This is a genomic window from Kribbella sp. CA-293567, from assembly GCF_027627575.1.
Lineage (GTDB): Bacteria > Actinomycetota > Actinomycetes > Propionibacteriales > Kribbellaceae > Kribbella.
In genome coordinates this window covers 5,716,952-5,742,418 of sequence record NZ_CP114065.1, presented here as the reverse complement: position 1 = coordinate 5,742,418, position 25,467 = coordinate 5,716,952, and the positions used below count along the sequence as shown (strand labels likewise).

Annotated in this window: 29 protein-coding genes; 17 read left to right on the top strand and 12 right to left on the bottom strand. The window is 69.1% G+C overall.

The window, feature by feature from the left end; all coding sequences use genetic code 11:
• Positions 1-114 precede the first annotated feature (114 nt).
• From OX958_RS26520 to OX958_RS26505, 4 genes are all read left to right on the top strand, one after another.
• Positions 115-942, top strand: a complete 828-nt coding sequence (locus tag OX958_RS26520) for a CPBP family intramembrane glutamic endopeptidase (protein ID WP_270132325.1) — start codon at positions 115-117, stop codon at positions 940-942.
• A complete protein-coding gene (locus OX958_RS26515; protein WP_270132324.1) occupies positions 939-2,093 on the top strand; it encodes a sensor histidine kinase in 1,155 nt (384 codons plus the stop codon). Before OX958_RS26520 ends, OX958_RS26515 begins: the two co-directional genes overlap by 4 nt.
• 22 nt (positions 2,094-2,115) lie before the next feature.
• Positions 2,116-2,775, top strand: a complete 660-nt coding sequence (locus OX958_RS26510) for a response regulator (RefSeq protein WP_270132323.1) — start codon at positions 2,116-2,118, stop codon at positions 2,773-2,775.
• Between the two features lie 132 nt (positions 2,776-2,907).
• Complete coding sequence (locus OX958_RS26505; protein ID WP_270132321.1) at positions 2,908-4,260, top strand: FAD-dependent oxidoreductase; 1,353 nt, start codon at positions 2,908-2,910, stop codon at positions 4,258-4,260.
• A gap of 62 nt (positions 4,261-4,322) precedes the next feature.
• Here the strand turns inward: OX958_RS26505 and OX958_RS26500 are convergent, their stop codons facing one another.
• Positions 4,323-4,847, bottom strand: coding sequence for an OsmC family protein (locus tag OX958_RS26500; RefSeq protein ID WP_270132320.1), 525 nt, complete (start codon positions 4,845-4,847; stop codon positions 4,323-4,325).
• A gap of 276 nt (positions 4,848-5,123) precedes the next feature.
• On the opposite strand from OX958_RS26500, the gene OX958_RS26495 reads away from it, so the two are divergent.
• The 7 genes from OX958_RS26495 to OX958_RS26465 all read left to right on the top strand — a co-directional run bounded on the left by OX958_RS26495 (position 5,124) and on the right by OX958_RS26465 (position 10,955).
• On the top strand, positions 5,124-5,942 hold the full coding sequence (locus OX958_RS26495; protein WP_270132318.1) for a GNAT family N-acetyltransferase: 819 nt from the start codon (positions 5,124-5,126) through the stop codon (positions 5,940-5,942).
• Between the two features lie 9 nt (positions 5,943-5,951).
• Positions 5,952-6,974 (top strand): helix-turn-helix transcriptional regulator, encoded by a 1,023-nt coding sequence (locus tag OX958_RS26490; protein ID WP_270132317.1) that lies wholly within the window; start codon positions 5,952-5,954, stop codon positions 6,972-6,974.
• Between the two features lie 104 nt (positions 6,975-7,078).
• Positions 7,079-8,008 (top strand): glutathione S-transferase family protein, encoded by a 930-nt coding sequence (locus OX958_RS26485; protein ID WP_270132316.1) that lies wholly within the window; start codon positions 7,079-7,081, stop codon positions 8,006-8,008.
• 32 nt (positions 8,009-8,040) lie between these two features.
• Positions 8,041-8,697 carry a GntR family transcriptional regulator gene (locus OX958_RS26480; RefSeq protein WP_270132314.1) on the top strand — a complete coding sequence of 219 codons (657 nt, stop codon included), beginning with the start codon at positions 8,041-8,043 and terminating at the stop codon, positions 8,695-8,697.
• 101 nt (positions 8,698-8,798) lie between these two features.
• On the top strand, positions 8,799-9,509 hold the full coding sequence (locus OX958_RS26475) for a GAF and ANTAR domain-containing protein (protein ID WP_442913224.1): 711 nt from the start codon (positions 8,799-8,801) through the stop codon (positions 9,507-9,509).
• Positions 9,510-9,606: 97 nt separating this feature from the next.
• Positions 9,607-10,290 (top strand): DUF4142 domain-containing protein, encoded by a 684-nt coding sequence (locus OX958_RS26470; protein ID WP_270132312.1) that lies wholly within the window; start codon positions 9,607-9,609, stop codon positions 10,288-10,290.
• Positions 10,287-10,955: a class F sortase gene (locus OX958_RS26465; RefSeq protein ID WP_270132311.1), complete on the top strand. Its 669-nt coding sequence runs from the start codon at positions 10,287-10,289 to the stop codon at positions 10,953-10,955. The genes OX958_RS26470 and OX958_RS26465 overlap by 4 nt, the downstream gene beginning before the upstream one ends.
• A gap of 1 nt (position 10,956) precedes the next feature.
• On the opposite strand, the gene OX958_RS26460 is transcribed toward OX958_RS26465, so the two are convergent.
• The gene (locus tag OX958_RS26460; RefSeq protein WP_270132309.1) at positions 10,957-11,574 is read right to left on the bottom strand and encodes a lysoplasmalogenase family protein; all 618 of its coding nucleotides are present in this window, start codon (positions 11,572-11,574) and stop codon (positions 10,957-10,959) included.
• Between the two features lie 108 nt (positions 11,575-11,682).
• On the opposite strand from OX958_RS26460, the gene OX958_RS26455 reads away from it, so the two are divergent.
• Positions 11,683-12,060, top strand: a complete 378-nt coding sequence (locus OX958_RS26455) for a DUF6766 family protein (RefSeq protein ID WP_270132307.1) — start codon at positions 11,683-11,685, stop codon at positions 12,058-12,060.
• A 16-nt stretch (positions 12,061-12,076) separates the two neighbouring features.
• Here the strand turns inward: OX958_RS26455 and OX958_RS26450 are convergent, their stop codons facing one another.
• A complete protein-coding gene (locus tag OX958_RS26450; RefSeq protein WP_270132304.1) occupies positions 12,077-12,760 on the bottom strand; it encodes a methyltransferase in 684 nt (227 codons plus the stop codon).
• Positions 12,757-13,884 carry a carboxylate-amine ligase gene (locus OX958_RS26445; protein WP_270132302.1) on the bottom strand — a complete coding sequence of 376 codons (1,128 nt, stop codon included), beginning with the start codon at positions 13,882-13,884 and terminating at the stop codon, positions 12,757-12,759. Before OX958_RS26445 ends, OX958_RS26450 begins: the two co-directional genes overlap by 4 nt.
• Positions 13,885-13,996: 112 nt before the next feature.
• Here OX958_RS26445 and OX958_RS26440 point away from each other — a divergent pair, with 112 nt between their 5' ends.
• Positions 13,997-14,782, top strand: a complete 786-nt coding sequence (locus OX958_RS26440; RefSeq protein ID WP_270132300.1) for an SDR family oxidoreductase — start codon at positions 13,997-13,999, stop codon at positions 14,780-14,782.
• A 30-nt stretch (positions 14,783-14,812) separates the two neighbouring features.
• Here the strand turns inward: OX958_RS26440 and OX958_RS26435 are convergent, their stop codons facing one another.
• Positions 14,813-15,043 carry a hypothetical protein gene (locus tag OX958_RS26435; RefSeq protein ID WP_270132297.1) on the bottom strand — a complete coding sequence of 77 codons (231 nt, stop codon included), beginning with the start codon at positions 15,041-15,043 and terminating at the stop codon, positions 14,813-14,815.
• Between the two features lie 111 nt (positions 15,044-15,154).
• Between OX958_RS26435 and OX958_RS26430 the strand changes: the two genes are divergently transcribed.
• Positions 15,155-16,327 (top strand): zinc-dependent alcohol dehydrogenase, encoded by a 1,173-nt coding sequence (locus OX958_RS26430; RefSeq protein ID WP_270132295.1) that lies wholly within the window; start codon positions 15,155-15,157, stop codon positions 16,325-16,327.
• A 6-nt stretch (positions 16,328-16,333) separates the two neighbouring features.
• On the opposite strand, the gene OX958_RS26425 is transcribed toward OX958_RS26430, so the two are convergent.
• The 5 genes from OX958_RS26425 to OX958_RS26405 all read right to left on the bottom strand — a co-directional run bounded on the left by OX958_RS26425 (position 16,334) and on the right by OX958_RS26405 (position 21,270).
• Positions 16,334-17,161, bottom strand: coding sequence for a SigB/SigF/SigG family RNA polymerase sigma factor (locus tag OX958_RS26425; protein ID WP_270132293.1), 828 nt, complete (start codon positions 17,159-17,161; stop codon positions 16,334-16,336).
• 135 nt (positions 17,162-17,296) lie between these two features.
• Entirely contained in the window at positions 17,297-17,701 is a 405-nt protein-coding gene (locus tag OX958_RS26420) for a VOC family protein (RefSeq protein WP_270132291.1), read from the bottom strand.
• A gap of 16 nt (positions 17,702-17,717) precedes the next feature.
• The gene (locus OX958_RS26415) at positions 17,718-19,202 is read right to left on the bottom strand and encodes an FAD-dependent oxidoreductase (protein WP_270132289.1); all 1,485 of its coding nucleotides are present in this window, start codon (positions 19,200-19,202) and stop codon (positions 17,718-17,720) included.
• Between the two features lie 32 nt (positions 19,203-19,234).
• A complete protein-coding gene (locus OX958_RS26410) occupies positions 19,235-20,308 on the bottom strand; it encodes a polysaccharide deacetylase family protein (RefSeq protein ID WP_270132288.1) in 1,074 nt (357 codons plus the stop codon).
• Positions 20,305-21,270: a hypothetical protein gene (locus OX958_RS26405; protein ID WP_270132286.1), complete on the bottom strand. Its 966-nt coding sequence runs from the start codon at positions 21,268-21,270 to the stop codon at positions 20,305-20,307. The genes OX958_RS26410 and OX958_RS26405 overlap by 4 nt, the downstream gene beginning before the upstream one ends.
• A gap of 163 nt (positions 21,271-21,433) precedes the next feature.
• Here OX958_RS26405 and OX958_RS26400 point away from each other — a divergent pair, with 163 nt between their 5' ends.
• Both OX958_RS26400 and OX958_RS26395 read left to right on the top strand, forming a co-directional pair.
• Positions 21,434-22,159, top strand: a complete 726-nt coding sequence (locus OX958_RS26400) for an ANTAR domain-containing protein (protein ID WP_270132283.1) — start codon at positions 21,434-21,436, stop codon at positions 22,157-22,159.
• A gap of 262 nt (positions 22,160-22,421) precedes the next feature.
• On the top strand, positions 22,422-23,228 hold the full coding sequence (locus tag OX958_RS26395; protein ID WP_270132280.1) for a sigma-70 family RNA polymerase sigma factor: 807 nt from the start codon (positions 22,422-22,424) through the stop codon (positions 23,226-23,228).
• 11 nt (positions 23,229-23,239) lie between these two features.
• Here OX958_RS26395 and OX958_RS26390 read toward each other — a convergent pair whose 3' ends face one another.
• Positions 23,240-23,476, bottom strand: a complete 237-nt coding sequence (locus OX958_RS26390; protein ID WP_270132278.1) for a hypothetical protein — start codon at positions 23,474-23,476, stop codon at positions 23,240-23,242.
• Between the two features lie 215 nt (positions 23,477-23,691).
• Here OX958_RS26390 and OX958_RS26385 point away from each other — a divergent pair, with 215 nt between their 5' ends.
• A complete protein-coding gene (locus OX958_RS26385; protein ID WP_270132276.1) occupies positions 23,692-23,886 on the top strand; it encodes a hypothetical protein in 195 nt (64 codons plus the stop codon).
• 55 nt (positions 23,887-23,941) lie between these two features.
• On the opposite strand, the gene OX958_RS26380 is transcribed toward OX958_RS26385, so the two are convergent.
• A complete protein-coding gene (locus OX958_RS26380; RefSeq protein ID WP_270132275.1) occupies positions 23,942-25,258 on the bottom strand; it encodes a cytochrome P450 in 1,317 nt (438 codons plus the stop codon).
• Between the last annotated feature and the right edge of the window lie 209 nt (positions 25,259-25,467).

Sequence of the window (25,467 nt, the reverse complement as noted above, 5' to 3'; positions counted from 1 at the left end):
CCGTGCGAGCTACCGCAAGTGTCCACCGGGAGGTGACGACCCGGAGGTCGCTGAATTCATAACCTTCGAGGTGTCCGCGGCGCTCGGTTCGCGGGTCGTCTCGGAGGAGTGAACATGCGATTGCTGAAGCAGCTCGGGACCGCTGGGCTGGTCGCCCTGGCCGGTACGTTCGTCGTCGGTCTGGTGGACTGGAACCCGCCGCTCACGCTGGTGGTCGGCCTCGCGACCGCGGTGCTGTCGCTGCTGACCTATGCCTGGGTGGTGCGCCGGACCGAGCGCCGTACGCCGGTGGAGGTGGCCCTGCAAGGCGCCGCCGGCGGGATCGGCAGAGGGATCCTGATCGGGTTGGCGATGTTCGCGGCGGTGATCGCCACCATCGCCTTCCAGGGCGGCTACGAGGTGATCGGCTGGGGTTCGGCGACGGGTGCGCTGGCGCTGTTCGGGTTCATGGCCGCGGCGTCGGTGACCGAGGAGGTGATCTTCCGGGGCATCCTGTTCCGGATCATCGAGGGGCGGGTCGGCACCTGGGGAGCGCTGGCGCTGACCAGTGCGCTGTTCGGTGCGATGCACCTGTTCAATCCGCACGCCACGGTGTGGAGTTCGCTGGCGATCGGGATCCAGGCCGGCGCGATGCTGGCCGCGGCGTACGCCGCCACCCGCACGCTGTGGGTCCCGATCGGCGTGCACTTCGGCTGGAACTTCGCCGGGGCCGGCATCTTCGGTACCGCGGTCTCGGGCCAGAGCGCTCCCGACGGGCTGCTGGACGGCGCGATGTCCGGCCCGGCCGCGATCAGCGGCGGCGAGTTCGGGCCGGAGGCCAGCCTGTACTCCGTGGCGGCCGGTGTCGCGCTGACGATCGTGTTCCTGTGGCTGGCGCACCGCCGCGGCCGCCTGGTGGCACCCCGGAAGCGGGCCGCTGCGGCCGCTACGCTCGTGCCGTGATCGAACTCGGGCGGGTCCCGGACCTGTGGCGCCGACTCGATGTCACGGTCCGGGACCTTCCACTGGCTCTCCTGCTCGCGCTCGCTCCGCTGATGCCGGCGCTCAGCAGCAAAGGCACTCAGGTCGGCGACCTACCTACTCGCCCGATGGACGCGCTCGCGCTCGGCGTCGTCGTCCTCCAGAGCCTCCCGCTGGTACTGCGGCGGCGGTTGCCGCTGGTCTGCCTGACGCTGGTGTCGATCGGTTTCGCCATCGACCAGTTGCGCGGCTACCACACGGTCTCCGGCACGGCCCTGCCGATCGCGCTGTTCACTGCCGGGTCCTACCTGGAGCGCTACCGGCGTACGACGGTAGTGCTGGTCTCCGCTGCCTACGTTCCGCTCGCGTTCGGTCTCGACCGGAGCGGATCGGGCGAGGGAGTCGCCGGATTCGTGACCTTCTACCTGGTACTCGCCTTCGCGTGGGGAATCGGAGCGTGGATGCGGCTCACCAGGCAAGCCGAGGTCGAGCGCCGCCGCCAGATCGCCGAGACGACGCTGATCACCGAACGCACCAGGGTGGCCCGCGAACTCCACGACGTGGTGACCCACCATGTGACGGCGATGGTGGTGCAGGCCGAGGCAGCGCGCTACCTGACCGCTGCCCCCGACCGGCTCGAACAGACTCTGACGGCGATCACCGACACCGGACGCTCGGCGATCAGCGACCTCAGGCAACTGCTCGACCTGCTCAATCCCGAGCACGGCGCCGAGCCGCGCATCCCGTCGGCCGGTGACCTGAAAGTCCTGGTGGAGCAGACGCGACGGGCCGGGCAGCCGGTCGAGTTCACCGAGGAGGGCGAAGCGGCCGCGACGGCCGGCAGCGCCGAGGTGACGGCGTACCGGGTGGTGCAGGAGGCGTTGACGAACGCGCTCAAACACGCTCGTGGCAGCAGGACCACCGTTGACGTGCGGTACGGCGAAAGGGAGATCACTGTGGAGATCGGCACCGAAGGGCCGGGGGCGCGGACCGTGTCACCGGGTGGGAGCGGCCGAGGGCTGGTCGGGCTGCGCGAGCGGGTCGGTCTGCTCGGTGGAGAGTTCAGCGCGGAACGGCGGGACGGTGGCGGTTTCGTCGTACGGGCGAGGATTCCCGCCGGTGGCACGTCGTGAGGACCCTTGCCGGGAGGGTGGCATGACGGCGCCGGTACGGGTGCTGGTCTGTGACGACCAGGCCCTGATCAGGACCGGCTTCGCCACCATCATCGACGCGCAGCCGGATCTCGAGGTGGTGGGGGAGTGTGGCGACGGCCGCGCCGCGGTGGAGCTGGCGGGCCGGTTGCAGCCCGACGTGGTCGTGATGGACGTCCGGATGCCGGTCCTCGACGGCATCGAGGCGACGCGGCTGCTGGCCGGTGCCGGTGTCGCGCGGCCGGCCAAGGTCTTGGTGGTGACGACCTTCAACCTGGACGAGTACGTGTACGAGGCCTTGCGCGCCGGCGCCAGCGGATTCCTGCTCAAGGACGCACCCGCGGCGCAGCTCCTCAACGGCATTCGGACGGTCGCCGGCGGTGCCGCCCTGCTGGCCCCGGAGGTGACCCGCCAACTCGTCGGCCGGTACGCCGCCCGCATCCGGCCCGTCGAGGACCCCTCCGCCGACATCACGCTGACCCCACGCGAACTCGAGGTCCTCCACCTGATCGCGGACGGTCTGTCCAACAGCGAGATCGCCACGGCCCTGGTGATCAGCCAGGAGACGGTCAAGACCTACGTCTCCCGCATCCTCACCAAACTCGGCCTCCGCGACCGCGTGCAGGCCGTCGTCTACGCCTACCGCCACGGATTGGTCACCTGAGCAGACGAGCGCGGGCCACCCTCTAGACTGGCGTCAGACGAGCTTGTGAACTGAGTCTCAAGCGTTAGGTTCGCGGGAAGCAATCCTCTAGTGTGGTTAGGTAAGCCTTACCTATATACATTGGGGAGACCTGTGAGGGACCTCCGAGTTGCCGTCGTCGGCGCCGGGCCCGCCGGTATCTACGCGGCCGATATTCTGACCAAGGAACACGACGGCGCCCACGTCGACCTGATCGAGCGGCTGCCTGCTCCGTTCGGCCTGGTGCGGTACGGCGTCGCGCCGGACCACCCGCGGATCAAGGAGATCATCAAGGCGCTGCACCGCGTCGTCGGCCGGGACCGGATCCGGTTCCTCGGCAACGTCGAGTTCGGTGTCGATCTCAAGCTCGAGGACCTGCGGCGGCACTACGACGCGGTGATCTTCGCGACCGGCGCGATCACCGACCGCGAGCTGGCCGTCCCGGGCGTCGACCTGCCCGGCAGCCACGGCGCCGCGGACTTCGTCAGCTGGTACGCCGGCCACCCCGACGTACCGCGGGAGTGGCCGCTGGAGGCTCGTCACGTCGCGGTGATCGGCGCCGGCAACGTCGCGCTGGACGTGGCCCGGATGCTGGCCAAGCCGGCCGACGAGCAGCTCACCACCGAGATCGCGGATAACGTCTACCAGGGGCTGAAGGCGAATCAGGCCACGGATGTGCACGTCTTCGCGCGCCGCGGCCCGGCGCAGATCAAGTTCACCCCGATGGAGCTGCGCGAGCTGTCGCACTCGCCGTCGGTGGACGTGATCGTGCACCCCGAGGGTTTCGAGATCGACGAGGCGAGCCAGCAGGCGATCAACTCCAGCAAGGGCACCCGGCTGATGGTCGACACCCTGCTGAAGTACCTCGAGGCCGAGCCGACGGGCGCGGCGCACCGGATCCACATCCACCTGTGCCATGCGCCGGTCGAGATTCTGGGCACCGACCGGGTCGAGGCGCTGCGTACCGAGCGCACCGAGCTGCAGGGTGACGGCACCGTCAAGGGCACCGGCGAGTACGTCGACACACCGGTGCAGGCGGTCTACCGCGCGGTCGGGTACCTCTCCTCGCATCTGCCCGGTCTGCCGTTCGACCACCAGGCGGGCGTGATGACGAACGATCGCGGCCGGGTGCTGGACATGGACGACGTGCCGCTGACCGGGACCTACGTCACGGGCTGGATCAAGCGGGGGCCGATCGGCCTGATCGGGCACACCAAGTCGGACGCGGCCGAGACGATCGCCTGCCTGCTCGAGGACCTCGACGGCCTGCCGCGGCCCGAGGTGTCCGACCCGGACGCGATTCTCCGGCACCTGGCCGACCGCGGCGCGACCGTGGTCGACGCCGAAGGCTGGACCCGGCTGGACGCTCACGAGATCGCGCTCGGCCAGGACCAGGGCCGCGAGCGGGTCAAGGTCGTCCCGCGGGACGACATGATCCGGGCAGCCGTCCAGGCTGACCTGACCTGACCTGACCTGCAACGGCAGCTCTCGGCATCGGCGAACCCGCTGACGCCGAGAGCTTTCGTCGTTCAGGCCGCGGTGATGGTGACCGGTACGGCGCTGCTCAGGGTGTGGCCGACCGGCGACGATGCCTGCACGCGCTGGTGCAACGCGGCGAGCTGCTCCGGGGCGGCGGCCGACTTCAGCCGCACCGTCGCGGTGATCGAGTCGAAGCCGGCATGCCCCTCGGCCAGGCCGAGGAAGACCTTCAGGTCGAGGTCGCCCTTCAGGTCGATGGTCAGCTCGTCGATCGCGATCCCGGCGACGCTGGCGTTGGCCGCGTAGCCGACTGCCAGGCAGTTGCCCAGCGCACCGAGCAGTTGCTCGACCGGGTTGGGTGCCTGGTCACCGCCGCCGAGGCCGGCCGGTTCGTCGGACGGCACCGGCGGGAAGCTCCGCACCCGCGACTCGGAGGCGAACCCGCCCTTCCAGCTGACGTGCGCCGCCCAGGTCGTGCCGGCCTTGGCGGGGTCCGCCTGGATCGCCTCGGCCAGCGCTCCGACGGCGGCGAGGTTCACGTCGTTGAGCTGGGCCTGCGCTTCGGCAGTAGTCATCTATTCCACCTGACTTACTAGACAATTGGACGGTTCCACTGTCCCGGATCGGCGACCGCTGCGGAGGCCGTATCGCCTGCCGAGACAATCCGTTGCCAGTAGCAGACATTGTCCGTTTCCGGACGGCTGTCCGTGGCTATGGTGAGCGCGCTGCTGCGGCTGAGAGCTGACGGACGAGGGGAGCTGTATTCGGGTCGCCGGCGAGATGCCGCAGCAGCCTCGAACCGGGAGGAGGCGGCGGTGGGTTCCGCGCAGCGTGTGTCCGTGGTCCGTCCGATGACCCGCAGCCATCTGGCCGGTGTGGTCGACCTGATCACTGCGGACGGGCTGCCGGGCCTGCCGCCCTGCCATCCGGGTGAGCTGCTCAGAGCCACCGGGCTGAGCGGTACGCCGTCGTGCCCCGGCCCCACGGCGCCACGATCCTTCGTGGCGATCGGGGACCGCGTGCTCGGTGCCGCCGAGATCGCTCGCGACAGCACGGGTGACGTCGGCTCGATCAGGTGGCTGCACGCGCGCGAGGAACCGGCTGTGGTCGGCGAGTTGCTGGACCATGCGATCGCCCGCTTGACCGGTTGCGAGGTCATCGAGGCCTTCACCTCCGGAGGAGTCGGGCCGGTGGCCGCGGGGTTGCCGACGGTTCGCCGTACGACGGAAGAAGCGTTGCTGGCCAGGGGGTTTGCCGCGATCCCGGCCGGGCGGTACCTCTTCCGGTCGCTGCCCTCGGCGCCCATGGCGCTGCCGGATCCGCCGCGGATCGAGGTGACGGCCAATGCCCGTCGTCATCGGCTCACCATCCCCCGGCTGGCCGCGGCGACGGTGTCGGTGCTCACTCCCGGGCACGGGATGGTGCACTGGATCGAGGTGCATCCCGACCATCGCGGGCAGGGTCTTGGCGCCCAGCTGCTGAACGCCTGCCTGCGGCATCTGCACCGCCTGGGGGTGCGTCAGGTGATCGGCTTCCTCGACGATCACAACCTCACGGCCGACGACGGCCACGGCCGCGTGGGCGCCCACATGATCTGCACCCGAGCAGGCTTCGTGACCGGCGCCCAGCTCGCGACGTACAGCAAACTGGCCGGAGCCGGCGGAGGTTAGTGTCAGCGGATGGGGTTCCTGTTAGAGCCGGTCGGGTTGTCGGAGACGGACAGCCGGGTGTTCCTGGCGATCGCCGACGCGCCGAGGATCACACCGGGCGAACTGGCCGACCAGCTGGACATCTCGCCGTCCGGAGTACGCCGTGCGCTGGCGAACCTGGTGGCGGCCGGACTGGTGACGAAGCTGGTCGCGCGACCGCCGCGGTACGTTCCCGCTCCGCCCGATGTCGCCGTGGATGCGCTGGTCGCTCGCAGGCAGGAGCAACTCGAACGGCTGCGGGCCGACGCGCGTGAGCTGGCATCGCGGGTGCGGCAGGCGCCAGGGCGGAGTTCCGTCGATCTGCTGGAGGTCATCGAGGGCAGTGAGGCGATCCAGCAACAGCTGGCCCAGTTGCAGCTGGGGGCTCGCGAAGAGGTGCTGATGGTCGACTCCCCGCCGTACATCCACGGGCGTCCGGTGCCGAACCTCGAAGAGATGCAGGCGCTCGGGCGCGGAGTGTCGTACCGCTGTGTCTACGACGGACCGGCGCTCGAACTGCCCGGACACTTCGAGCAACTGGTCGGCTATGTGCGGGCCGGGGAGCAGGCCAGGACCCTGCCGGTGACCGCGATGAAGATGCAGATCATCGACCGCCGGGTCGCGATCCTGCCGCTGTCGCTGGACCCCGCCGAGAACGGCATGCGGCTGCTGGTGCACGCGTCGCCGCTGCTCGAGGCGCTGGTGATCTGCTTCGAGTCGATGTGGCAGCAGGCGACGCCGGTGGCGGTGCTGACGGACGGCGTACTGGATGCCGTTGGCAACGAATCGGGTCCGGGGCAGCGCCGTGCCGCCCGGGGCCGGGGCGGGCCGTCCGAGCAGGACCGGCAGTTGCTGTCGCTGATGTCGTCCGGCATGAAGGACAGCGCCATCGCCCGCACGCTCGGCGTGACCCAGCGGACCGTCGGCCGCCGGGTCGCGGAGCTGATGGCCGAGCTCGGCGCCGCCACCCGCTTCCAGGCGGGCATCCAGGCCGGCCGCCGGGGATGGCTGTAGAACCTGGGGAATGTTGTGTCCTGAGGGGGTACGCGCGCCTCGCGCGGTCTCGGCCCGACACCTTCCACCATGCCCGCAGCCCAGCGAAGTGGCACGCTGGAGCTGTGAATGCCAAGGGCGAGTTCAACCGCGACAGCGACTACATCTCCACCCGGATCACCGCCGACGGCCGGGACGGCTTCCCGGTCGAGCCGGGCCGGTACCGGCTGGTGGTCGCGCGTGCCTGCCCGTGGGCGAACCGGGCGATCATCGTCCGCAGCCTGCTCGGGTTGCAGGACGTACTGTCGATCGGGTACTGCGGTCCCACCCACGACGAGCGCAGCTGGACCTTCGACCTCGACCCGGGCGGCGTCGACCCGGTGCTGAAGATCCCGCGCCTGCAGGACGCGTACTTCAAGCGTGATCCCGACTATGCCAAGGGCATCACGGTGCCCGCGATCGTCGACGTGACCACCGGTGCCGTGGTGACCAACGACTTCGCCCAGCTGACGCTCGACCTGTCGACCGAGTGGACGGCCTACCACCGCGAGGGTGCTCCGCAGCTGTACCCCGAACCGCTCCGGGCCGAGATCGACGAAGTTGCCCAGCGCATCTACACCGAGGTCAACAACGGGGTCTACCGCTGTGGGTTCGCCGGCTCGCAGGACGCCTACGACGCGGCGTACGACCGGCTGTTCGTGGCCCTCGACTGGCTGTCGGAAAGACTGACGGACCGGCGGTACCTGGTGGGCGACAGCATCACCGAGGCCGATGTCCGGCTCTTCACCACGCTGGCCCGCTTCGACGCCGTCTATCACGGGCACTTCAAGTGCAACCGGGACAAGCTCACCGAACTGCCGGTTCTGTGGGCCTATGCCCGCGACCTCTTCCAGACCCCGGGGTTCGGCGACACGATCGACTTCGACCAGATCAAGACGCATTACTACGTGGTTCACACCGGCATCAACCCCACCCAGATCGTGCCCAAGGGTCCGGACCTCTCCGGTTGGCACACTCCGCACGGACGCGAGGCCCTCAGCAGCCGGGCGAGTTGACAGCGGGCGCCGTGCGGCGTGCAATATTCCGCATGCCGGTGCCCAAAGAACGTGGAGTCGTTTCCCGCTCGCTGCTGCGGGAGGACGCCTACCGGGCGATCCGCGACGCCATCGTCAAAGGCGAGTTCGCGCCGGGTGAGCGCCTCAACGACGCCGACCTCTCGGACTGGCTCGGCGTCAGCCGTACGCCGGTCCGGGAGGCGCTCGCCCGCCTCGAGCAGGCCGGCCTGGTGCAGACCAAGCCGGGGCGCTACACGATGGTCAGCCCGCTCGACGCCCGCGCGCTGCGGGAGGCGCAGGCGGTCACGGCGGCGATGCACGAGCTCGCCGTCCGCGAAGCGGTTCCGCAACTGATCCAGTCCGACCTGGCCGAGATGCGGGCCGCGAACGAACGCTTCGGCGCCGCGCTGAGCAAAGGGCGGATCGACGCCGCGCTGCAGGCCGACGACGACTTCCACGCCGTACCGGTCCGGGTCAGTGCCAATGCGGCCGTCGCCGCCGTCCTCGAGCAGTACACGCCCGTACTGCGCCGCCTTGAACGCCTTCGTTTCGGCTCCCTGAACGGCCGCGAGTCGGTGGCCCAGCACGAACAGATCGTCGCCCACTGCGAAGCAGCCGATGCCGAGGCCGCCGCCGAGGCAACCCGGGCCAACTGGCACACGCTCGTCCCGCTGCTCGCCACGCTCTGACCCGGCAGGTGGAAGGAACGCCTCGAACAGGGCATGATTACACCCAGGACCGCTCCAGGGACGTGGGCGCCCGCTGAGGCGTCTGCGAGCAGGAGTTCGATGTGGTGAGGTTCAGTCCCGGGGAGCCGTTCGCGGCGGATGCCTTCGCGCGGCTCGCGCTCGAGCTGCACGACGCGGGCGGGATGGAAGAGACGGTCGAGGCAGTGGTGCAGTTCGCGCTGCAGGCCGAGAGTTGTGCGTACGCGGGGGTCGCGCTGCGCGGCCGGGGCGGACGGATCGAGATCGCCGCAGTGACCGACCCGGTGGTCGACGCGATCTACCGGGCACAGATCGAGGCTCAGGACGGGCCGATGGTGGAGGCGATCGGCGGCCGTACCGTCTACGTCTGCGATATCACGGCGACCGACCAATGGCCGTGGTGGCGGGCGATCGCCCTGGAGCGAGGCGTCGGCAGCGTGCTGCATGTGCCGATGCTCGCCGCCGGCCAGCCGGTCGGCGTGCTGTCGCTGTACAGCTTGGAGCCGCGCGCGTTCAGCGCCGACGACGAGGCGATCGCGCACATCCTGGCCCGGCACGCGTCCGTCGCGGTCGCCACCGCCCGGCGCGACGCGACGATGGTCCAGGCCGTCGACGCCCGCAAGCTGGTCGGTCAGGCGATGGGAATCCTGATGGAGCGGTTCGATCTGGACGCCGATCAGGCGTTCGCCGTACTGCGGCGCTACTCCCAGGCCCACAACCGCAAGCTGCGCGACGTCGCGCAGGAGCTGATCGGCACTCGCCGGCTGCCCGGGAATTTGCCGCAACGGCAGTAGCCGGGCGAGCCGGCGGTCCGGTTCGCACAAGTTCTGATAACTCGCGATCCGCGGGGTACCGGGGGCGCTCCATCGCCTCTGGGAAGGAAGCAGCTCGATGCTTCGTCGACTCGTTTTTCGTCCGCTGTCGGTCATCGCGGCCGTCGGTTTGATCGCCTGTGGAACCGTGGCCGGTGCCTCCGCGACGCCGACCGCGCTGAACGCCCAGGATCGGGCCTATCTGCAAGGGGCACACCAGTCCAACCTGGCGGAGATCGCCACCGGCAAGCTGGCCCAGTCGAAGGGTTCCAGTGAAGCGGTGAAGGAGCTCGGTGCCTTGCTGGTAAGAGATCACACCAAGCTGGACGCCGCCGTGCGCCAAGTGGCCGCGGCCAAGAAGGTTTCGTTGCCCGCGGCACCGAACGCTGAGCAGCGCGCGCTGCAGGCGAAGCTGGCGGCCGCGCCGGCTGGTGAGTTCGACGCGTTGTTCGTGGCGGGCCAGATCGCCGGCCACGCCAAGACCTTGCAGCTCGGCAAGAAGGAACTTCAGGCCGGTCAGGACGCGGCGGTGAAGAAGAACGCCGCCGCGGCGGCACCGGTGGTGGCGGAGCACCACCACAAGTTCATGGCTCAGGCCGAGGCCATGGGGATGCCGGGGGCTGTGGATGCCGGCCGGACCGGAGCGGACGCCGTACCCGCGCGCTCGCAGGGCTCGGGTGCCGACGGTCTGCTCGTGGGTGCCGGAGCGGCCGCGGCGGTGGCCGGCCTGGTTCTGCTGCGTCGCCGGCGCGCTTTGGTATGACAGTTCACGAGCGACCAGGTATCCGGCGTACGGCCGGGTACCTGGTCGTCGTGGCAGGTCTGCTGTTGATGGCGGCAGGCCTGACAGGTGCCGTCACTGACGATGCCCGCCCTGTTGAGGGTGCTGCCAGGATCGGCACCGCCGCTCCGGTCCGGGTGTTCGCGGAGCCGGTGATTCCTGCGACTCCGCTTCCCGCGCCGCCGACCAGGGCGACACCGAAGCGGCCAGAAAGGGTTCCCGGCTTGCCGACCGCGGTTTCGGTGCCGGGGCAGGTCAAGGCGCCGGTGGTCGCTGTCGGCGTACGGGGTGATCGATCGTTGATGCTTCCTCCCGTCGGGCAGGTCGGGTGGTGGACCGGCGGCAGTGTTCCTGGGCAGGTGGGTACGACGGTGCTGGCCGCGCATCTGGACGACGATCAAGGGCGCGTCGGAGTGTTCGCCGGGATCGGTCAGCTGCCGGCGAGCAGCCGGATCGTGATCGAGACGATCGCCGGCACGGCCTCCTATCGGGTCTCCTCGGTGCAGACCTATCGCAAGACCAGCCTGCCGAAGTCGTTGTTCAGCCGGGTCGGACCGGCTCGGCTGGTGATGATCACCTGTGGCGGCTCCTACGTACCGGGCCGTGGCTACAGCGACAACATCGTCGTGACCGCTGTTCCCGCGTGAGTCAGAGCCGGGCCCGGCTGGTCACCCCGACGGCGATCTGGTGCTGACCGGCACCGTACGCTGCCTTCAGCAGTAGGGATCTGAGCGGGAAGTCGTGACCGGCGAGCTTGGCGCAGATCAGCGTGTCCGAGGCGAGGAACAGTGCCCCACCGACGCCCGCGCGACCGCCGTACCAAAGTGAGGTGACCGCGGTTGCCGTCAGCATGGCCGCATAGGCGGTGACGGGCGCGCGGTACAGACCGAGTCCGGGCCAGAACGTAACCATGGCCGCCAGCCCGAGCAGACAGTACGCCGTCGGCGCGACCCAGGACCGGTGCCGCGTTCCGCGGGAGAACAAGGCGATGTAGCAAGCGTGAGCTGCCGAGAACGCGGCCATCGCCGGCAAGATCTGGTCGATCTCCATCAACAGGTCGCCGACGGCCGAGGCGAGCAGCGCGGCGACGAGCAGCGGCGAACCCTGTTGCTCGTACACCCAGGAGGCCAGCGAAGGCATCAACGCCGCCTTGGACAGCAACTGGAGTGCTTTCAGGTCGAAGACGACCGCCACCAGGTGGATCGTCGCGGCGGCCCAGTAGCTGTTCAACTGCCGACGGGCCGTGCGCAGTGGAGTAAGTCTCATGGCGCGCGGTACCCCGCCGCGCCTGCTGTAACCCGATCCCCGGTTGCCGACCGCAACGAGTTGCCAGGGCGGCGGGATGAAGAAACGGTCGTTGGGTACCGGATCGGCATGAATCCAAGTGATGAGTTGGCACCGGACCCGCGGCCGAACCGCCGGCCGGAGAGTCATGCTCGGCGCTGGGGCGCCGTCTACGTACTGGCCGTCCTGTTCCTCGGGTCTTGGATCGGCCAGTTCTTCACCCAGCTGAGCGAGTTCCGCGGCGATCAGGAGGAGCACGGACAGGCGTTCCTGTGGGCTGACTACCTGAGCAACTTCTTCGCCAGCACCTTCGAGAACTGGCAGAGCGAGTGGCTCCAACTGGTCTTCCAGGCGATTCTGCTGCTCGGTGCGAAGCACATCATCTTCCGCGTCGATGCCGAGGACATGGAACGGCTGGAGGCGAAGGTCGACAAGCTCACCGCCCAGCTCGACCGGGAGCACCACTGATTCGCTGAACGGCCCGCTACCGGTTCGCCGGTGCGGTGCCGCGGATGATGACCACGTCCTCCTCGTCGAGGTCGGCGGGGATGTTGCCCGCGGCCTGCTGCGCGCGCATCAGCGGCCCGAGCGGGCCCCGCTTGCTGGTCCGTACCTCGACGTCGACCAGGCCGGCCCGACGGAGGCGCTGCAAAGTGGCCTCGGTGCCGATGAGAGACGAGTGGACGAGCAGCAGTGCCCCGCCGGGGCGCAGGTGTGCTGGTGCTTCGTCGCAGAGTTGGTCGAGGACGATCCGGCCGTCGTGGCCCGCCTCCCACGCGCGGCTCGCGCCCCGACGAGGTACGTCGGGCCTCGGCGATGGGACATAAGGCGGGTTGCTCACGATCAGGTCGAAGCCGCCCCCGGTCTGGGATGCGAGGTTCTTCCGGCGTTCTTCGGCGAGCGGCGCGAATGTCCTGCCACGCAACGTCCGTACCTGCAGACCGGCCCGGTACGCGTTGAGCCGAACGGTGAGCAGCGCTCGACGGGAGACATCGATCGCTGTCGTCGCCGCGCCGCAGCTTGCGGCGGTGAGAGCCAGGACGCCGCTGCCGGTACACACGTCCAGCGCGCGTGAACCCGGGCCGATAGGTTCGGAACGGATGGCCTCGGCCAGCATCCAGGAGTCGGAGATAGGAGCGAAGACGCCGGGAAGAGTCAGCAGCTTCATGCGGCGAACACCTCCGCCAGCCAGGGAACTATCCGTTGCGGTCCGAGTGCTCGTAAATGCTCCACCGGTGGCTTCTCCACCATTCCCCGTACGTCGTCCAGGCCGCCTGCCGCGTACGGTTCGGCGAGGTCGATGAGGTCGTGCAGGCGGCGGCGGGTCGGTCGCGATTCGCCGGTGCGCAGGTCGAGAAGGTTGCCGCTGACACCATCCCGGAGAGCGGACCACCGGTTCTCCTCGATCCGCCAGGTGGGTGCCGGCGGGTGCAGCTCGGCCAGCTGGTGCAACTCGGCCAGAGCTGCGCCGAGCGCGTGCACGAACCGGGCGATCGCGCTGGTCTGGGCCACTGTCGACTGAACGTCGAGGACCCGCAGTTCGAGGGTGCCGTAGGCGAGATGGGGCCGCAGCTCCCACCACCATTCCGAGGTATCGGCCATCGCGCCGCCCCTGACCAGCCAGGCGAGGTCTGCGGCGTACTGGTCCCAGGACGCGATGGCCGGTGGCACACCTTGGCGAGGTAGCTCGCCGGCGATCAGGGGACGTACCGAGCAGAGGCCGGTGTCCCGCCCGGCGGCGAAGGGCGCTGCCGCTGCCAGCGCCGCCAGTTCCGGGAGCAACTCACGCAAGGCGTGATAGACGCCCAGGGTGCGGTCGGCATCGCCGAAAGCCAGATGGATCTGCACGGAGGAGACCAGTTGCCGGTGGATGATCCCGCGGTAGCGAGCTTCCAGACCGGCGGATCGCTCGGAAGCCCGCAGCGCGGCAGGCCCGTTCAGCAGCGGATGGACGGGCGCCGCGATGACCGAGCGATCGGCGTCGCAACCGGCGGCGACGAGCTGCCGGCACGAGCGGAGTTCTTCGATCGCCGACCTCGCATCCTTGTGGACGGTGGTGGCGATCTCGAGCTGGGAGGCCGGCAGTTCCGGCTTCATCCGGGGATCGTCGACGGCAGCCACGACAGCGGCGGCGTCGGCGGGCAGCCAGTCCTGCCGGTTCACCAGCAGAAGCTCCTCTTCGAACCCGATGGTTCCGGCCACGGTGCCGGAGAAGATCGCCCTGAGGCGCTCCCCGTCCAGGACGGAGCTGACCCTGGTCGTCGACCCGGCTGCGGCGATCGCGTCGGTCATGGGAGCCCTTCGTCAGTACCGGCCCACACTGCGGCCGTCTCGGGCTCCCTGCCGAACCCGGTCCGTCAGTACCCGATCGGTTTCAGGTCTAATCAAGGGGTACCGGCGGTTCATGCCTACAGCGATAGTGACCGGATCGGACAGTGGAATCGGCAAGGCGACCGCGGTCGCCCTGGCCCAGAACGGCTTCGACGTCGGGGTGACGTGGCACAGCGACTCCGACGGCGCGGAGCAGACAGCGGAAGAGGTTCGGTCGCACGGCCGGACAGCGGAAGTTCGGCAGCTGGATCTCACCGACCTGCCGGCGGCCGCGGACGTCATCGACGACCTGGCGGAGTCCCTGGGTGGAATCGACGTCCTGCTGGCCAACAGCGGCACCGGTACCAGTGAGCTGGCCGTCGATCTCGACTTCGAGCAGTGGCGCAAGGTGTTGTCGGTAGACCTCGACGGAGCCTTCCTGTGTTTTCAGCGAGCGGCCCGCCGGATGATCCAGCAGGGGCGCGGCGGCCGGCTGATCGCGGTGACCAGTGTGCACGAGCACCAGCCGCGGGTCGGCGCCGCGCCGTACGACGCGGCAAAGGGCGGCTTGGGCCTGCTGATCAAGACGTTGGCACTGGAACTGGGCGAGCACGGGATCACGGCGAACGCGGTGGCGCCGGGCGAGATCGCGACACCGATGACCGGCCAAGAGGACGAGGACCCGCGCGACACGAAGCGTCCCGGCGTTCCACTGGGACGACCGGGTGATGCTCGCGAGATCGCTGCTGTGATTGCCTTCCTGGCCTCGCCGGGCGCCTCCTATGTGACCGGCGCCAGCATCGCCGCGGACGGCGGCATGCTCAACATGGGCCCGATGGCCGGCAGCCACCTGACCTCGGACGACTGGCGCCGGCCCTGACGGGCTTGCTGCTGACGGCGATGCTGCTGGTCAGTCGGGCGGCTCGATCGGAGCACCCTGGTCGCCACTGGTGACATCCTGATCCTCGGGCGGCCGACGGTTGTCCTCGTCCACCGGCCCGGGGGAGCGTTGCCCGTCGTCGTGCTCGATCTGGTCGGCGTTCAGCAGGCTCTCGTCGGGTTCGCCGCCTTCCAGCGCGTCGTTGAGGTCGGTGTCGGTCACGGTCTGGTGCTTGTCGAGGCCGGGCCGGTCGAAACTCATGGTTCGCCTCCAGGGATCGGGATTTCGGGTCCGGTTCCCTGGCGCGAAACTTCCTGCTGACCGGCGGCTTGCTGGGTACCGGGGCGGAAACCGACCCGATGGAGGCACACCGTGAAGGCACTCACCTGGCAGGGAAAGCGGAAGGTCGAGTACGGCGAGGTCCCGGATCCGGAGATCCAGGAGCCGACGGACGCGATCATCCGGGTCACCTCGGCCGGCATCTGCGGATCGGACCTGCACCTGTACGAGGTGATGGCGCCGTACCTGGACGCCGGTGACGTGCTCGGGCACGAGTCGATCGGCATCGTCGAGGAGGTCGGCTCGCAGGTCCCGAATCTGTCGGTCGGCGACCGGGTGGTGGTGCCGTTCCAGATCGCCTGCGGCCACTGTTTCATGTGTGAGCGAGACCTGCAGACGCAGTGCGAGACGACGCAGGTCCGTGAGCAGGGAATGGGCGCGGCCTTGTTCGGCTACACCAAGTTGTACGGCCAGGTGCCTGGTGGGCAAGCGGAGTACCTACGGGTGCCGCAGGCGCAGTACGGGCCGATCAAGGTTTCCAAAGGGCCGTCGGACGACCGGTTCGTCTACCTGTCGGACGTGCTGCCGACGGCCTGGCAGGCGGTCGAGTACGCGGGGGTGCCCAACGGCGGCACGCTGGTCGTGCTCGGCCTCGGGCCGATCGGTGACATGGCCACCCGGATCGCGGTGCACCGCGGCTACCGGGTGATCGGGGTCGACCTGGTCGCGGAGCGGCTGGAACGTTCGCGGCTGCACGGCGTCGAGACCCTGGAGTACTCCGACGACGTGGCGGAGGCGATCAGGAACCTGACCGACGGTCGTGGCCCGGACTCGGTCATCGACGCGGTCGGGATGGAGGCGCACGGTTCACCGAAGGCCAAGGCCGGCCAGCAACTGGCCGGATTGCTGCCCGACGCGCTGGCCCAGAAGTTCATGGACACGGCCGGGGTGGACCGGCTGGCCGCGCTTTACCTGGCGATCGACGTCGTTCGCCGCGGCGGCACGATCTCGCTGTCCGGCGTGTACGGCGGGATGGCCGACCCGCTGCCGATGCTGACCATGTTCGACAAGCAGCTCCAGTTCCGGATGGGGCAGGCGAACGTACACCGCTGGGCCGACCGGATCCTGCCGTTGCTCGGCGACGAGGATCCGTTGCGCGTCGACGACTTCGCCACTCATCACCTGGCGTTGTCCGACGGCCCAGCGGCGTACGAGATGTTCCAGCAGAAGCAGGACGGTGCCGTGAAGATCCTGCTCAGGCCCTGACCTACGTCAGGCGGCGACGGTGTTGATGTCCAGCTGGGCGCGGAGCCGTTCGAGGGTGGCCTTCAGCAGGCGTGAGACCTGCATCTGGCTACAGCCGATGGCCTCCCCGATCTGGCTCTGCGACTTCGTCTCCACGAATCGCAGGTGCAGGATGCGCCGCGACCGGTCGTCGAGCCGTTCGAGGAGCGGTGCCAGCTGGTCGAGTGTTTCCAGGTGTTCGACTTCCCGGTCGGGCGGTGCCGGTAGTGCGTCGGCCAGGGTGAGGCCGTCGTCGGTGGCGGAGGGGCGGTCGAGTGACAAGACGTTGAAACAGCCTTTCGCGGCACGGGCTTCGTCGATCTCCTCGACGGTGGCGCCGAGGTACTCGGCGATCTCCTCGGTGGTGGGCTGCCGGTTGAGCTGCTGTTCCAGTACCGGCACCTTGGTGGTGATGGCCCCCTGCAGCTCCTGGAGCCGACGGGGGATCCGGACCGTCCAGGTGGAGTCGCGGAAATATCTCTTGATCTCGCCGCGGATGGTGGGGACGGCGTAGGCGATGAAAGGGGTGCCGGAGTCGAGCTGGTAGCCGCTGGCCGCTTTGACCAGTGCCAGGCAGGCGACCTGTTCGAGGTCGTCGGCTTCGGCGCCGCGGTTGCGGTAGCGGCGGGCGATGCCGCGGGCGATCTCGATGTTCAGCTCCACGACGTCTTCGAGCAGGCGTTGCCGCTCGGCTGGATCGGTGGCTGCTGCCCGTTGGTTCAGCAGCACTTGGGTGGCTGCTTCGCGTTCAGCGCGTTGCTGAGGGGTGTTGCAGTGGGTGGGGGGTAGTTCGGTGCTGCTCAAGCTCGTGATCATGATTGACCTCGCGACAGTCGTCACGGGCGTGGCCACGGGCTGGACCACGGTCAGAGGCAATGCCGACTCGTTACCCACCTCGGCGCGATTGATGCACAGCTTTTTCGACGATCTTGTGCACGGTCCTGAGTTCGGTCAGGAACCTTCGTCCGAAGGGTCGGCCTGGATGACGCAGAACTCGTTGCCATCGGGATCGCGGAGGACGACGAACTCGTGCTCGGCCGGGTAGTCCCAGTTGTCGGCCACGGTCGCTCCGAGTCCGGTCAGCCGCTCGATGTGGCGGTCGCGATCCTGGGTGTAGAGGTCGATATGGACCGGAGTGGGGCCGGCCGGGATCTCCTCGGCGCGCTGGACCAGCACGGCCGGCCCGGTGCCGTCGGGGTCGGTGAGCTTGGCGAACTGGTCCTTCGAGCCGATCTGGCCGGGGCCGGAGTAGCCGAGAGCCGCGCACCAGAAGGCCGCGGTTCTGTCCATGTCGGTCGAGTTGACGACGACGGTTGCGAGTCGCAGGTCGCCGATCTCGGCGGGTTTGGTGGTCACTGCGGTTCCCTTTCGGTCAGGTGCGGTCCAGAGGCTTGGTGGCGGGGCCGTCCAGGACTGCGCCGTCGGGCGAGAAGCGGGAGCCGTGGCAGTTACAGTCCCAGGTGGTGTCCGCGTTGTTCCAGTTCAGCACGCAGCCGACGTGCGTGCAGATCGGTTTGACCGTGTGCAGAGCGCCGGCTTCGTCGCGGTAGGCCCCGACGGTGTCGCCGTCGATCTCGAAGAGACCGCCCTGGCCGACCTCCAGGTGATCCAGGCCGCCGTGCACGGCGCGGCCGAGATGTCCGGTGGCGAAGTCCTTGCCGACTTTCAGATTGTCCTTGAGCAGCTTGGCGACGGCGTGCGCGTCGCCGATCCGGCCGGCGTGGTAGAGCCCGGCGGCCGGATTGTCACGGCCGGTGATCAGGTCGCGAATGATGCCTGCGGCAACGGTCCCGTTGCTGAGCCCCCACTTGTGCATGCCGGTGGCGACGAAGGTCGACCGGCTGCCCGGCGAGCGGCCGACGTACGGGATCAGGTCGGGGGTGCTGTAGTCGTGCGCCGACCACCGGTACTCCGGTCGGCAGCTGAAGTTCCAGGTCGAGCCGACCCAGTCGGTCAGGCTCTGGTAGATCGCTTCGGTGTCCTCGACGGATCCGGTCTCGTGACCGCCGCCGACCACGATCAGCCCGTTCGGGCCGCCACCGGGCCAGGGGCGGGTGGAGCGGACGGGCGAGCCGGTCGAGATGGCCATCCCGACGGGTGCCTCGACCGGCAACCGGACGGCGATTCCGTGCGACTGCTGCGGACGCGTCCTGGCGAAGTACCCGCCGGTCAGTCCGAACGGGAGCAGGGTGGCGACGACGGCATGGGTGGCCCGGACCTTCGGACCGCCCTGCGTCGTGGCCTGCACTCCGTCGTCTTCCTCGTCCAGTTCCACGACCCTCGTCTGCTCGTAGATCCGGCCGCCGGCAGCGGTGAAGGCAGCGGCGAGCCCGGCGAGGTACTTCACCGGATGCAGCTGAACCTGCCCGTCGAATCGCACCGCCTCGACCGCCGGTACGCCGACCTCGCTGCCGTCGGTCAGCTCGGCCGGCAGACCGAGAGAGATCGCCGCCTCCGCCTCACCCTTCAAGGAGCCCGGCTCGCTGGAGTAGACGTAAGCGGGTGTCCGGAGGAACTCGCAGTCGATCCCGTACTGCTGGACGAGGCCGGCCACCTGGTCCACCGCGGCCTGGTTCGCCTCGGCGTACAACCTGGCTTTGTCCTTGCCGTGGCGGTCGACGAGATCCGCGTAGATCGCGCCGTGCTGCGACGTGACCTTGGCCGTGGTGTTCCCGCTGGTCCTGGCTCCGAGCCGGCGCGCTTCGAGCAGTACGACGTCCGCTCCGGTCTGCGCGAGCAGCAGAGCCGTGGTCAGCCCGACCCAACCGCCGCCGACCACCACTATCTCCGCATGCTCGTCGGCCCGCAGTTCGTCGTACGACGGAATCTCGGCGGTCGCGCTCCAGACAGAAACCATGTCGGGCCGGTACCCGCGGGAAAACCGGCCGGTCAGTTCCACCAGATCGCTCGGTCGGCCAGGCCGGGAGCGAGAGATTGGCGGAGGCTGCTGGGTGCGGTGACGTGGGCAGGATTGCCGGCAGCGATGTACTTCAGGCCCGGGCGGGTGGCGAGCTGGTCGAGCCAGTAGTTGAATTCCAGCGGACCACGGCCGTTGCGGTGGGAACTGCAGCGGATGCGGGGGATCGCCATCGGGTCGAAGTCACGGTGGTACGGCGAAAGGCTCGGGTTGGCACCGACGAGCAGCACCGCAAGATTCCGGTACGCCGTACTGCCGCGTCCTCCGCGGGCCAGCACGGAGGAGTCGCGTGGATGGACGCCGAGGGGGAGCGCCAGCGTGCCGCACGGACTCGCGGGGGTCGCCCCACGCACCATGGCCGCCAGCTTACCGATCTCGGCTTCGGCTTCAGCCCGCGACAGGGTGTGCAGGTTCGGGTGACTCCAGGTGTGGTTGCCGATCTCGCATCCCAGCGCGGTCAGGCGGACCAGGGCCTGCGGCACGGCAGCCCCGCTCAGCCCGAACGGGTTCCTGTTGACGTAGAACGTCGCTACGGCAGGGAAGTCGGGATGGCGCGCGTGGAACCCACGCAGGATGCCCAGAGCGCAGTCGCTCTCGACCCGGCCCGCCGAGTCGAACGCGACCTGGCTCGGAGTGCTGTCGTCGAAGGTGAGGACGACGGGGGTCTTGCCGGCCGGGACGGCGGTCAGGTCTCGCCGGGCCAGGTCGATCGCGCGGACCGGATGGTAGTTCTCGCGGTACAGTCGTTCGAGTTCCTGCCGGAAGAAGTCCGGAGTCTGGTCGTACGCCCCGGCCGACGAGGTGACGAGCCGGTGGTGCATGAGGACCGGGAGCTGGCCCAGCTCGTTGGCCTGCAGCTTGGCGGGTGGCGGCGCTGGTGGGGGCGAGGTGGCGGGTTTCGGCGTACGGCGTGGGGTCGTCGTCGCCGGAGAGCTGCCCGGGGCGTGCACCACCGGACTGGTGTCCGCGGCGATGTCGGTGCATCCGGCAACTACCGTCGAGGCCGCGGTCAGCGCGAGGAAACGCCGCCTGGTCAGGTCGGTCACTCGTAGATCACCAGGTCGGGCCGGGGCCGTACGGCGAGCACCTGGGCCGGCGTCATCAACGGGCCGTGCCGGGTGTCCTCGGAGTAGAACAGCTTGAAGCCGCTGCGGATGCCCTTCGGCAGTCCCTTCGTGAGCCCGTTGTAGGTGGCGATCTTCTGTTCCCGGGTGCCGATCCCGTCGACAGACTTCACCGTCGCGACGCCGGGATGGGTGCGCAGTGCCGCCTCGTCGCGAACGATGGGCTTGGAGAGCTGGTGGAAGACGAAGAGCTTCTCCGGAAGCTTGTGCTCGGTGACGAGGCCCGACAGGTAGGCGCCGATCGCGTTCAGTTCGGCGCCGGAGGTCCGGCCGAAGACCTGGCCCGGGACCTGGCCGGGACCGACCTCCCACTCGGGATCGACCGCCAGCCCGACGTCGGGCTGCTTCAGCCACGGTTCGAGGCGGCGGATCTCGGCCAGCGGTTTCGCCTGCCCGGGCTGGACGTCGAGCATCAGCAGCGCCTTGTGCCTGCGCGCGACCGCGAGGTACTTGTCGATCTGGGCGGGATCGATCCGCGACCGGTACTTGCCGTCGCGACCGGGCGCTGCCTGGGCGGTGACGACGATCAGCTCCATCACCGGCAGCACCGTGCGCCCATCGCGGTACGACGCTCCAAGGCGCTCCAGCCGGCGGACCCGCACGTCCAGGTCGCGGTCGAGCGGGCCCAGCGCCGGTGATCCGGGTGCGCCGACGAAGGCGACCAGTTGATGCGCGGGGAAGAGCTGCCGCCCACCTCGGGGCAGTTCCGCCGCCTTCGGTTGCGGTTGCGGTTTCGGCGTCGGCGTCGGTGAAAGTGGCGGCGTCGAAGGTGTGCTCGGCGCGGCGAGCTGCTCGGTCGCCGGCAGAGAAGCCGGCACGTCGCTGCAGCTCGCCAGCGCGGAAGTGAGGAGCAGGACGACGGCGAAGAGGCCGCGTTTCGGCATACAGGACCTTGCTTTCCGAGAAAGTGATCTCCAAGGCAACGTCTCTGTACCCAGATGAGAGCTCAGTGTAGTAGCTCAGGATCACGATAAGATGACATTGAGTGATGGAAATGTGGCTTCACCAGCAGTGGCGGCGGCGAGCGGCCTTGGCATAATCAGTGCCATGGATCGGCTGAACCACACCGCACCCACCGCGTCCGTGCTCCCGGTCGAGCCGGCTGTGGCCGCCACGCGGTTCGCCGAGCTCGCGGTGGAGCTGCACGACTCCGGTGGCGTCGAGGAGACGGTCGAGGCGGTGGTGGAGTTCGCGCTCCAGGCACTGGACTGCTCGTACGCCGGGATCGCGCTGGCCGTTCGCGGGCGCCGGTTCGAGGTGCCGGCCGTGACCGATCCGGTGGTGGCGGCGATCTACGAGTCACAAGTTGCCGGAGGCAAGGGTCCGCTGGTGGAGTGCATGGCGGGCCACGTCACCGTGCGGGTCCGTGACACCGCCGTCGAGGAGCGCTGGCCGGAGTGGGCGGAACGGGTGCTCGGCCTCGGCGTACGCAGCGTCCTGGACGTTCCGCTCACCACCGCGGCCGGCGCGCTCGGCGTACTGGGCCTCTACAGCACCGAGGTCGATGCCTTCGGGGCCGACGACGAGGCGATCGCGCACATCCTGGCCAGGCATGCGTCGATCGCGGTGGCCACCGCGCGGCACGAGGCGTCGATGGCCGCGGCCGTGGACGCCCGGAAGCTGGTGGGACAGGCGATGGGCATCCTGATGGAGCGTTTCGACGTCGACGGTGACCGCGCGTTCGCGATCCTGAAGCGATACTCCCAGGACACCAACACGAAGTTGCGTGACGTCGCCCAGCAGTTGATCGAGACTCGTCAACTGCCCCGCTGAACCAGGTGGGACAGCGGCGGTGGCGCGGCGGGGCAGACCCGGCCCGCGCTACTGGCTGCACTGCCCGAGCGCCGCGCCACCGAAGTACTGCCGACCCTGTTCCCACCGCTAAACCTGCCGTCCGCGATGAGTTTCGGGTTCGCCGGGAAGATCACCCGAAGTAGCAGCGCATATTCCACCGCGTGATGGGTACGTGCGGGTTTCCTCGATCGCGGTCTAGAAGTAGGCCGCGCCGTGACGATGCGTCGCGAGGTCGAAAATCATGGTTCTTCTGATCGAGTCAGTGCCGATGCAGTGCAATACCGCCGAGGACCGCGCGGTGCGCGAAGCGGCGACCAAGAAGTTGTTCGAGCGCCGCGAGCGCAGTACCGACGAGACCGAACGGCAGGAACTGCTGGAGGAGATCGTCGAGCTCAACATCGAGATCGCCCGCGGGATCGCGCAGCGGTTCCGCAACCGGGGACCGGATCCGGAGGACCTGGAGCAGGTGGCGTACCTGGGGCTGGTCAAGGCGGCTCGTGGCTATCAGCTGAGCGCGCACACCCCGTTCATCGGGTACGCCGTACCGACGATCCGCGGCGAGGTGAAGCGGTACTTCCGCGACAGCGCCTGGACGGTACGGATCCCGCGCCGGCTGCAGGAACTGCAGGGGATGATCGGGTCGAAGCTGCCGCTGCTGGTCCAGGAGCTCGGGCACGAGCCGAGCTCGGCCGAGATCGCCGAGCGGCTGGGGCTGGAGATCGAGGAGGTGGAGCAGGCGCTCGCCGCCCACGGTTGTTTCACCACCCTGTCCCTCGACCGGCCGGAGACGGAGACCGGTCTCGCGCTGGCGGAAGTGGTTCCGGACGAGGAGGACGCGTCGCTGCACCAGTTGGAGGCGGTCGACATGCTGCGCCCGGTGCTGGCGGAGCTGTGCGAGCGGGATCGGCGGATCCTGCACCTGCGGTTCGTCGAGGGCTGGTCGCAGGCCGACATCGGCGCGGACATCGGGGTCAGCCAGATGCAGGTGTCCCGGCTGCTGAAGCAGATCCTGAGCGGTCTGCGTGCGAGTCTGCCCGCGGTCGCCTAGCCCGACCCGGCTCAAGGCCGGCGATGCAGCCGTTGCCCACCCGCCTGCGACTTCTGCGGGGAATGCCGCAGACTGAGGATTCCGGCGACGTCGATGAGCGCGAAGGCGGCGACGAGTGCCAGCCCGAGGCTGAGCAGGATCGGCAGCTCGCGCGACGACATCAGCAGGGCGCCGAGGATCGAGACGACGACCGCCGTCGACGACAGCAGCAGCCGGAGCCTCAGCGGATGGGAACGGTTGGTCGGCATCGCGTCTCCCCTCAAGACGGTGGTGCCGGCCGTCGGGCGAGCGACGACCGGCGCGAAAGCCCTGTACCCAGGGCGAATCGGAGGCCGTCGGCCGGGTGGTTGTGATCGGAACGACGACCGATCGGGCTGGCACGATCGGCGGATTCGTGTCAGCCTGGTCGGACGGCATGTTAAGCAGTCAGCGGCCGCTCTGTGGTGCTTGGCAGGAGTTGACGATGACTGTTGGTGGCGTGGACACGTACTACGACTACGACGAGAAGCAGTGGAAGAGCCGAAGACTGGGCGGTGGCCCGATCCAGCGTGAACCGGTGGTTCCCACGCTGAACTCCCGGGCTCACGACGAACCGGACCAGGTCGCCTCGCACGGACGGACCGTTCGGCCACGGAAGAACGACCGGGCGTCGGCGTAGCCCGTCGGCAGACAATTGCGTGCAGCCGGCAGCTGACCAGGTCGCGGGGTCCTGATCAACGCTGCTCAGGCTGTCGTCGCCAGAAGCCGATTCTGACGCCGGTGTGGTCGAAGGTGGCCGGCATCCGTCCGGCCAGCTTGGCTCTGGTGGCCGGATCGACCTCGAGTTCGAAGCCGCCGACCAGGTGGCTGACGGCGACGCTGGTGACCAGTAGAACGAGATTGCGGCCCGGGCAGACGGCCGGACCCGCGCTGAAGGGGATCAGTGGCCACTCGCCCTCGGAGCGGCCGTCGAGCCAGATCTCCGGCTCGAACGAGTTCGCGAACTCCAGTGCGTGGTTGTCGCGGTGGAAGACCGAGCTGACGATCGCGAACTGGGTTCCGGCGGGCGCCGTCCCCGCGTCCCAGGCGGTCGGCTCGATCCCTTCGCGCAGTACGACCAGGGTGGTCGGCCAGAGCCGGACGCATTCCTGAACCGCGGCACCCGCGTGGGCAAGCAGCGGGGACGTCATCGGATGCTGGGCTTCGGCGATCACCGGTTCGGCGTACTCCGGACGCGCGGCGAGCAGCCCGAGCAGCCGCCACAAGGCGATCCCGGCCGCGTCGAAGGCGAACAGCCAGTGCGGTACCTGGCCGACCGGATCCACCGAGGCGTCGGCGGCCCCGTCGAGTGTTGCGACCAGGCTGCCTGGCTCGGCGTCGGCGACGTACTGCGTCAGCCGGCGGTGCAACTCTTCCTGGGCGGACTTGTTCCGTGGGTGGAACCCGGCCCAGTTGGCATCCGAGCGCAGGGAGTCGAGCAGAGCGATCAGTTCGGTGTCGTCCGCGACCTGGTTTCCGAGCACGATCCGGCGGACGATCCGGAACCACACCTCGCGGAAGTCGGTCCAGCCGAGCGTCGCCTCCAGTCCGTCCAGCTCCTGCTTGATCACGTCGACCATTGCGTGGGCCTGGTGATGCACGGGCTGATCGGTGTCGAGGACCCGCTCGTTGAGTCGCCGTCGCGCGTCGCGTAGTGGCGGCTCGGTGATGAGTACTCCGTGCGGCTGGAAGTGGCTCAGGGCGCCGGTCTTCTCCGTCGTCGCGGCGGAGAACGGAGCCGGCGTCTCGTCGAGCAGCCGGCGCACGTGGCCGGGGCTGAGGACGAGCGCCATGGTACGACCGGGGAGGCGGAGCAGCAGCGGACCCTCGCCGTATCGCTCGCGGAGCCGATCGACCTGGCGGAGGGCCCGGTCGTCGGCGGCCATCCGCTCGGCCAGACGGGTGAACGTCGGCCGTCGCAGGATCGCGCCCTGGACGACCAACGGCAGCAGGACATCGCGGACCGCGCGTCCGGAGTCGGAGAGCGAGGCGATCGGCAGAGTGGCTGACATAACCTTCCGGTGCCCGGCCAGGCACGCAGGAAACCGGTTCTTGCGAACCGGCGGTGCCGTGGCCAGGGGCAACGATCTGCGGTGCCGGGGAGGAACGGCAGCGAAAGTTGTGCAGGAATGTACCGGTGCCCGGCCGGGAGGCATGATGGAGGCGGCCGGCCGGAGCGGGGCGAACCAGCGCCACGTTCGGCTGGCCCCGGAAGGTTGCC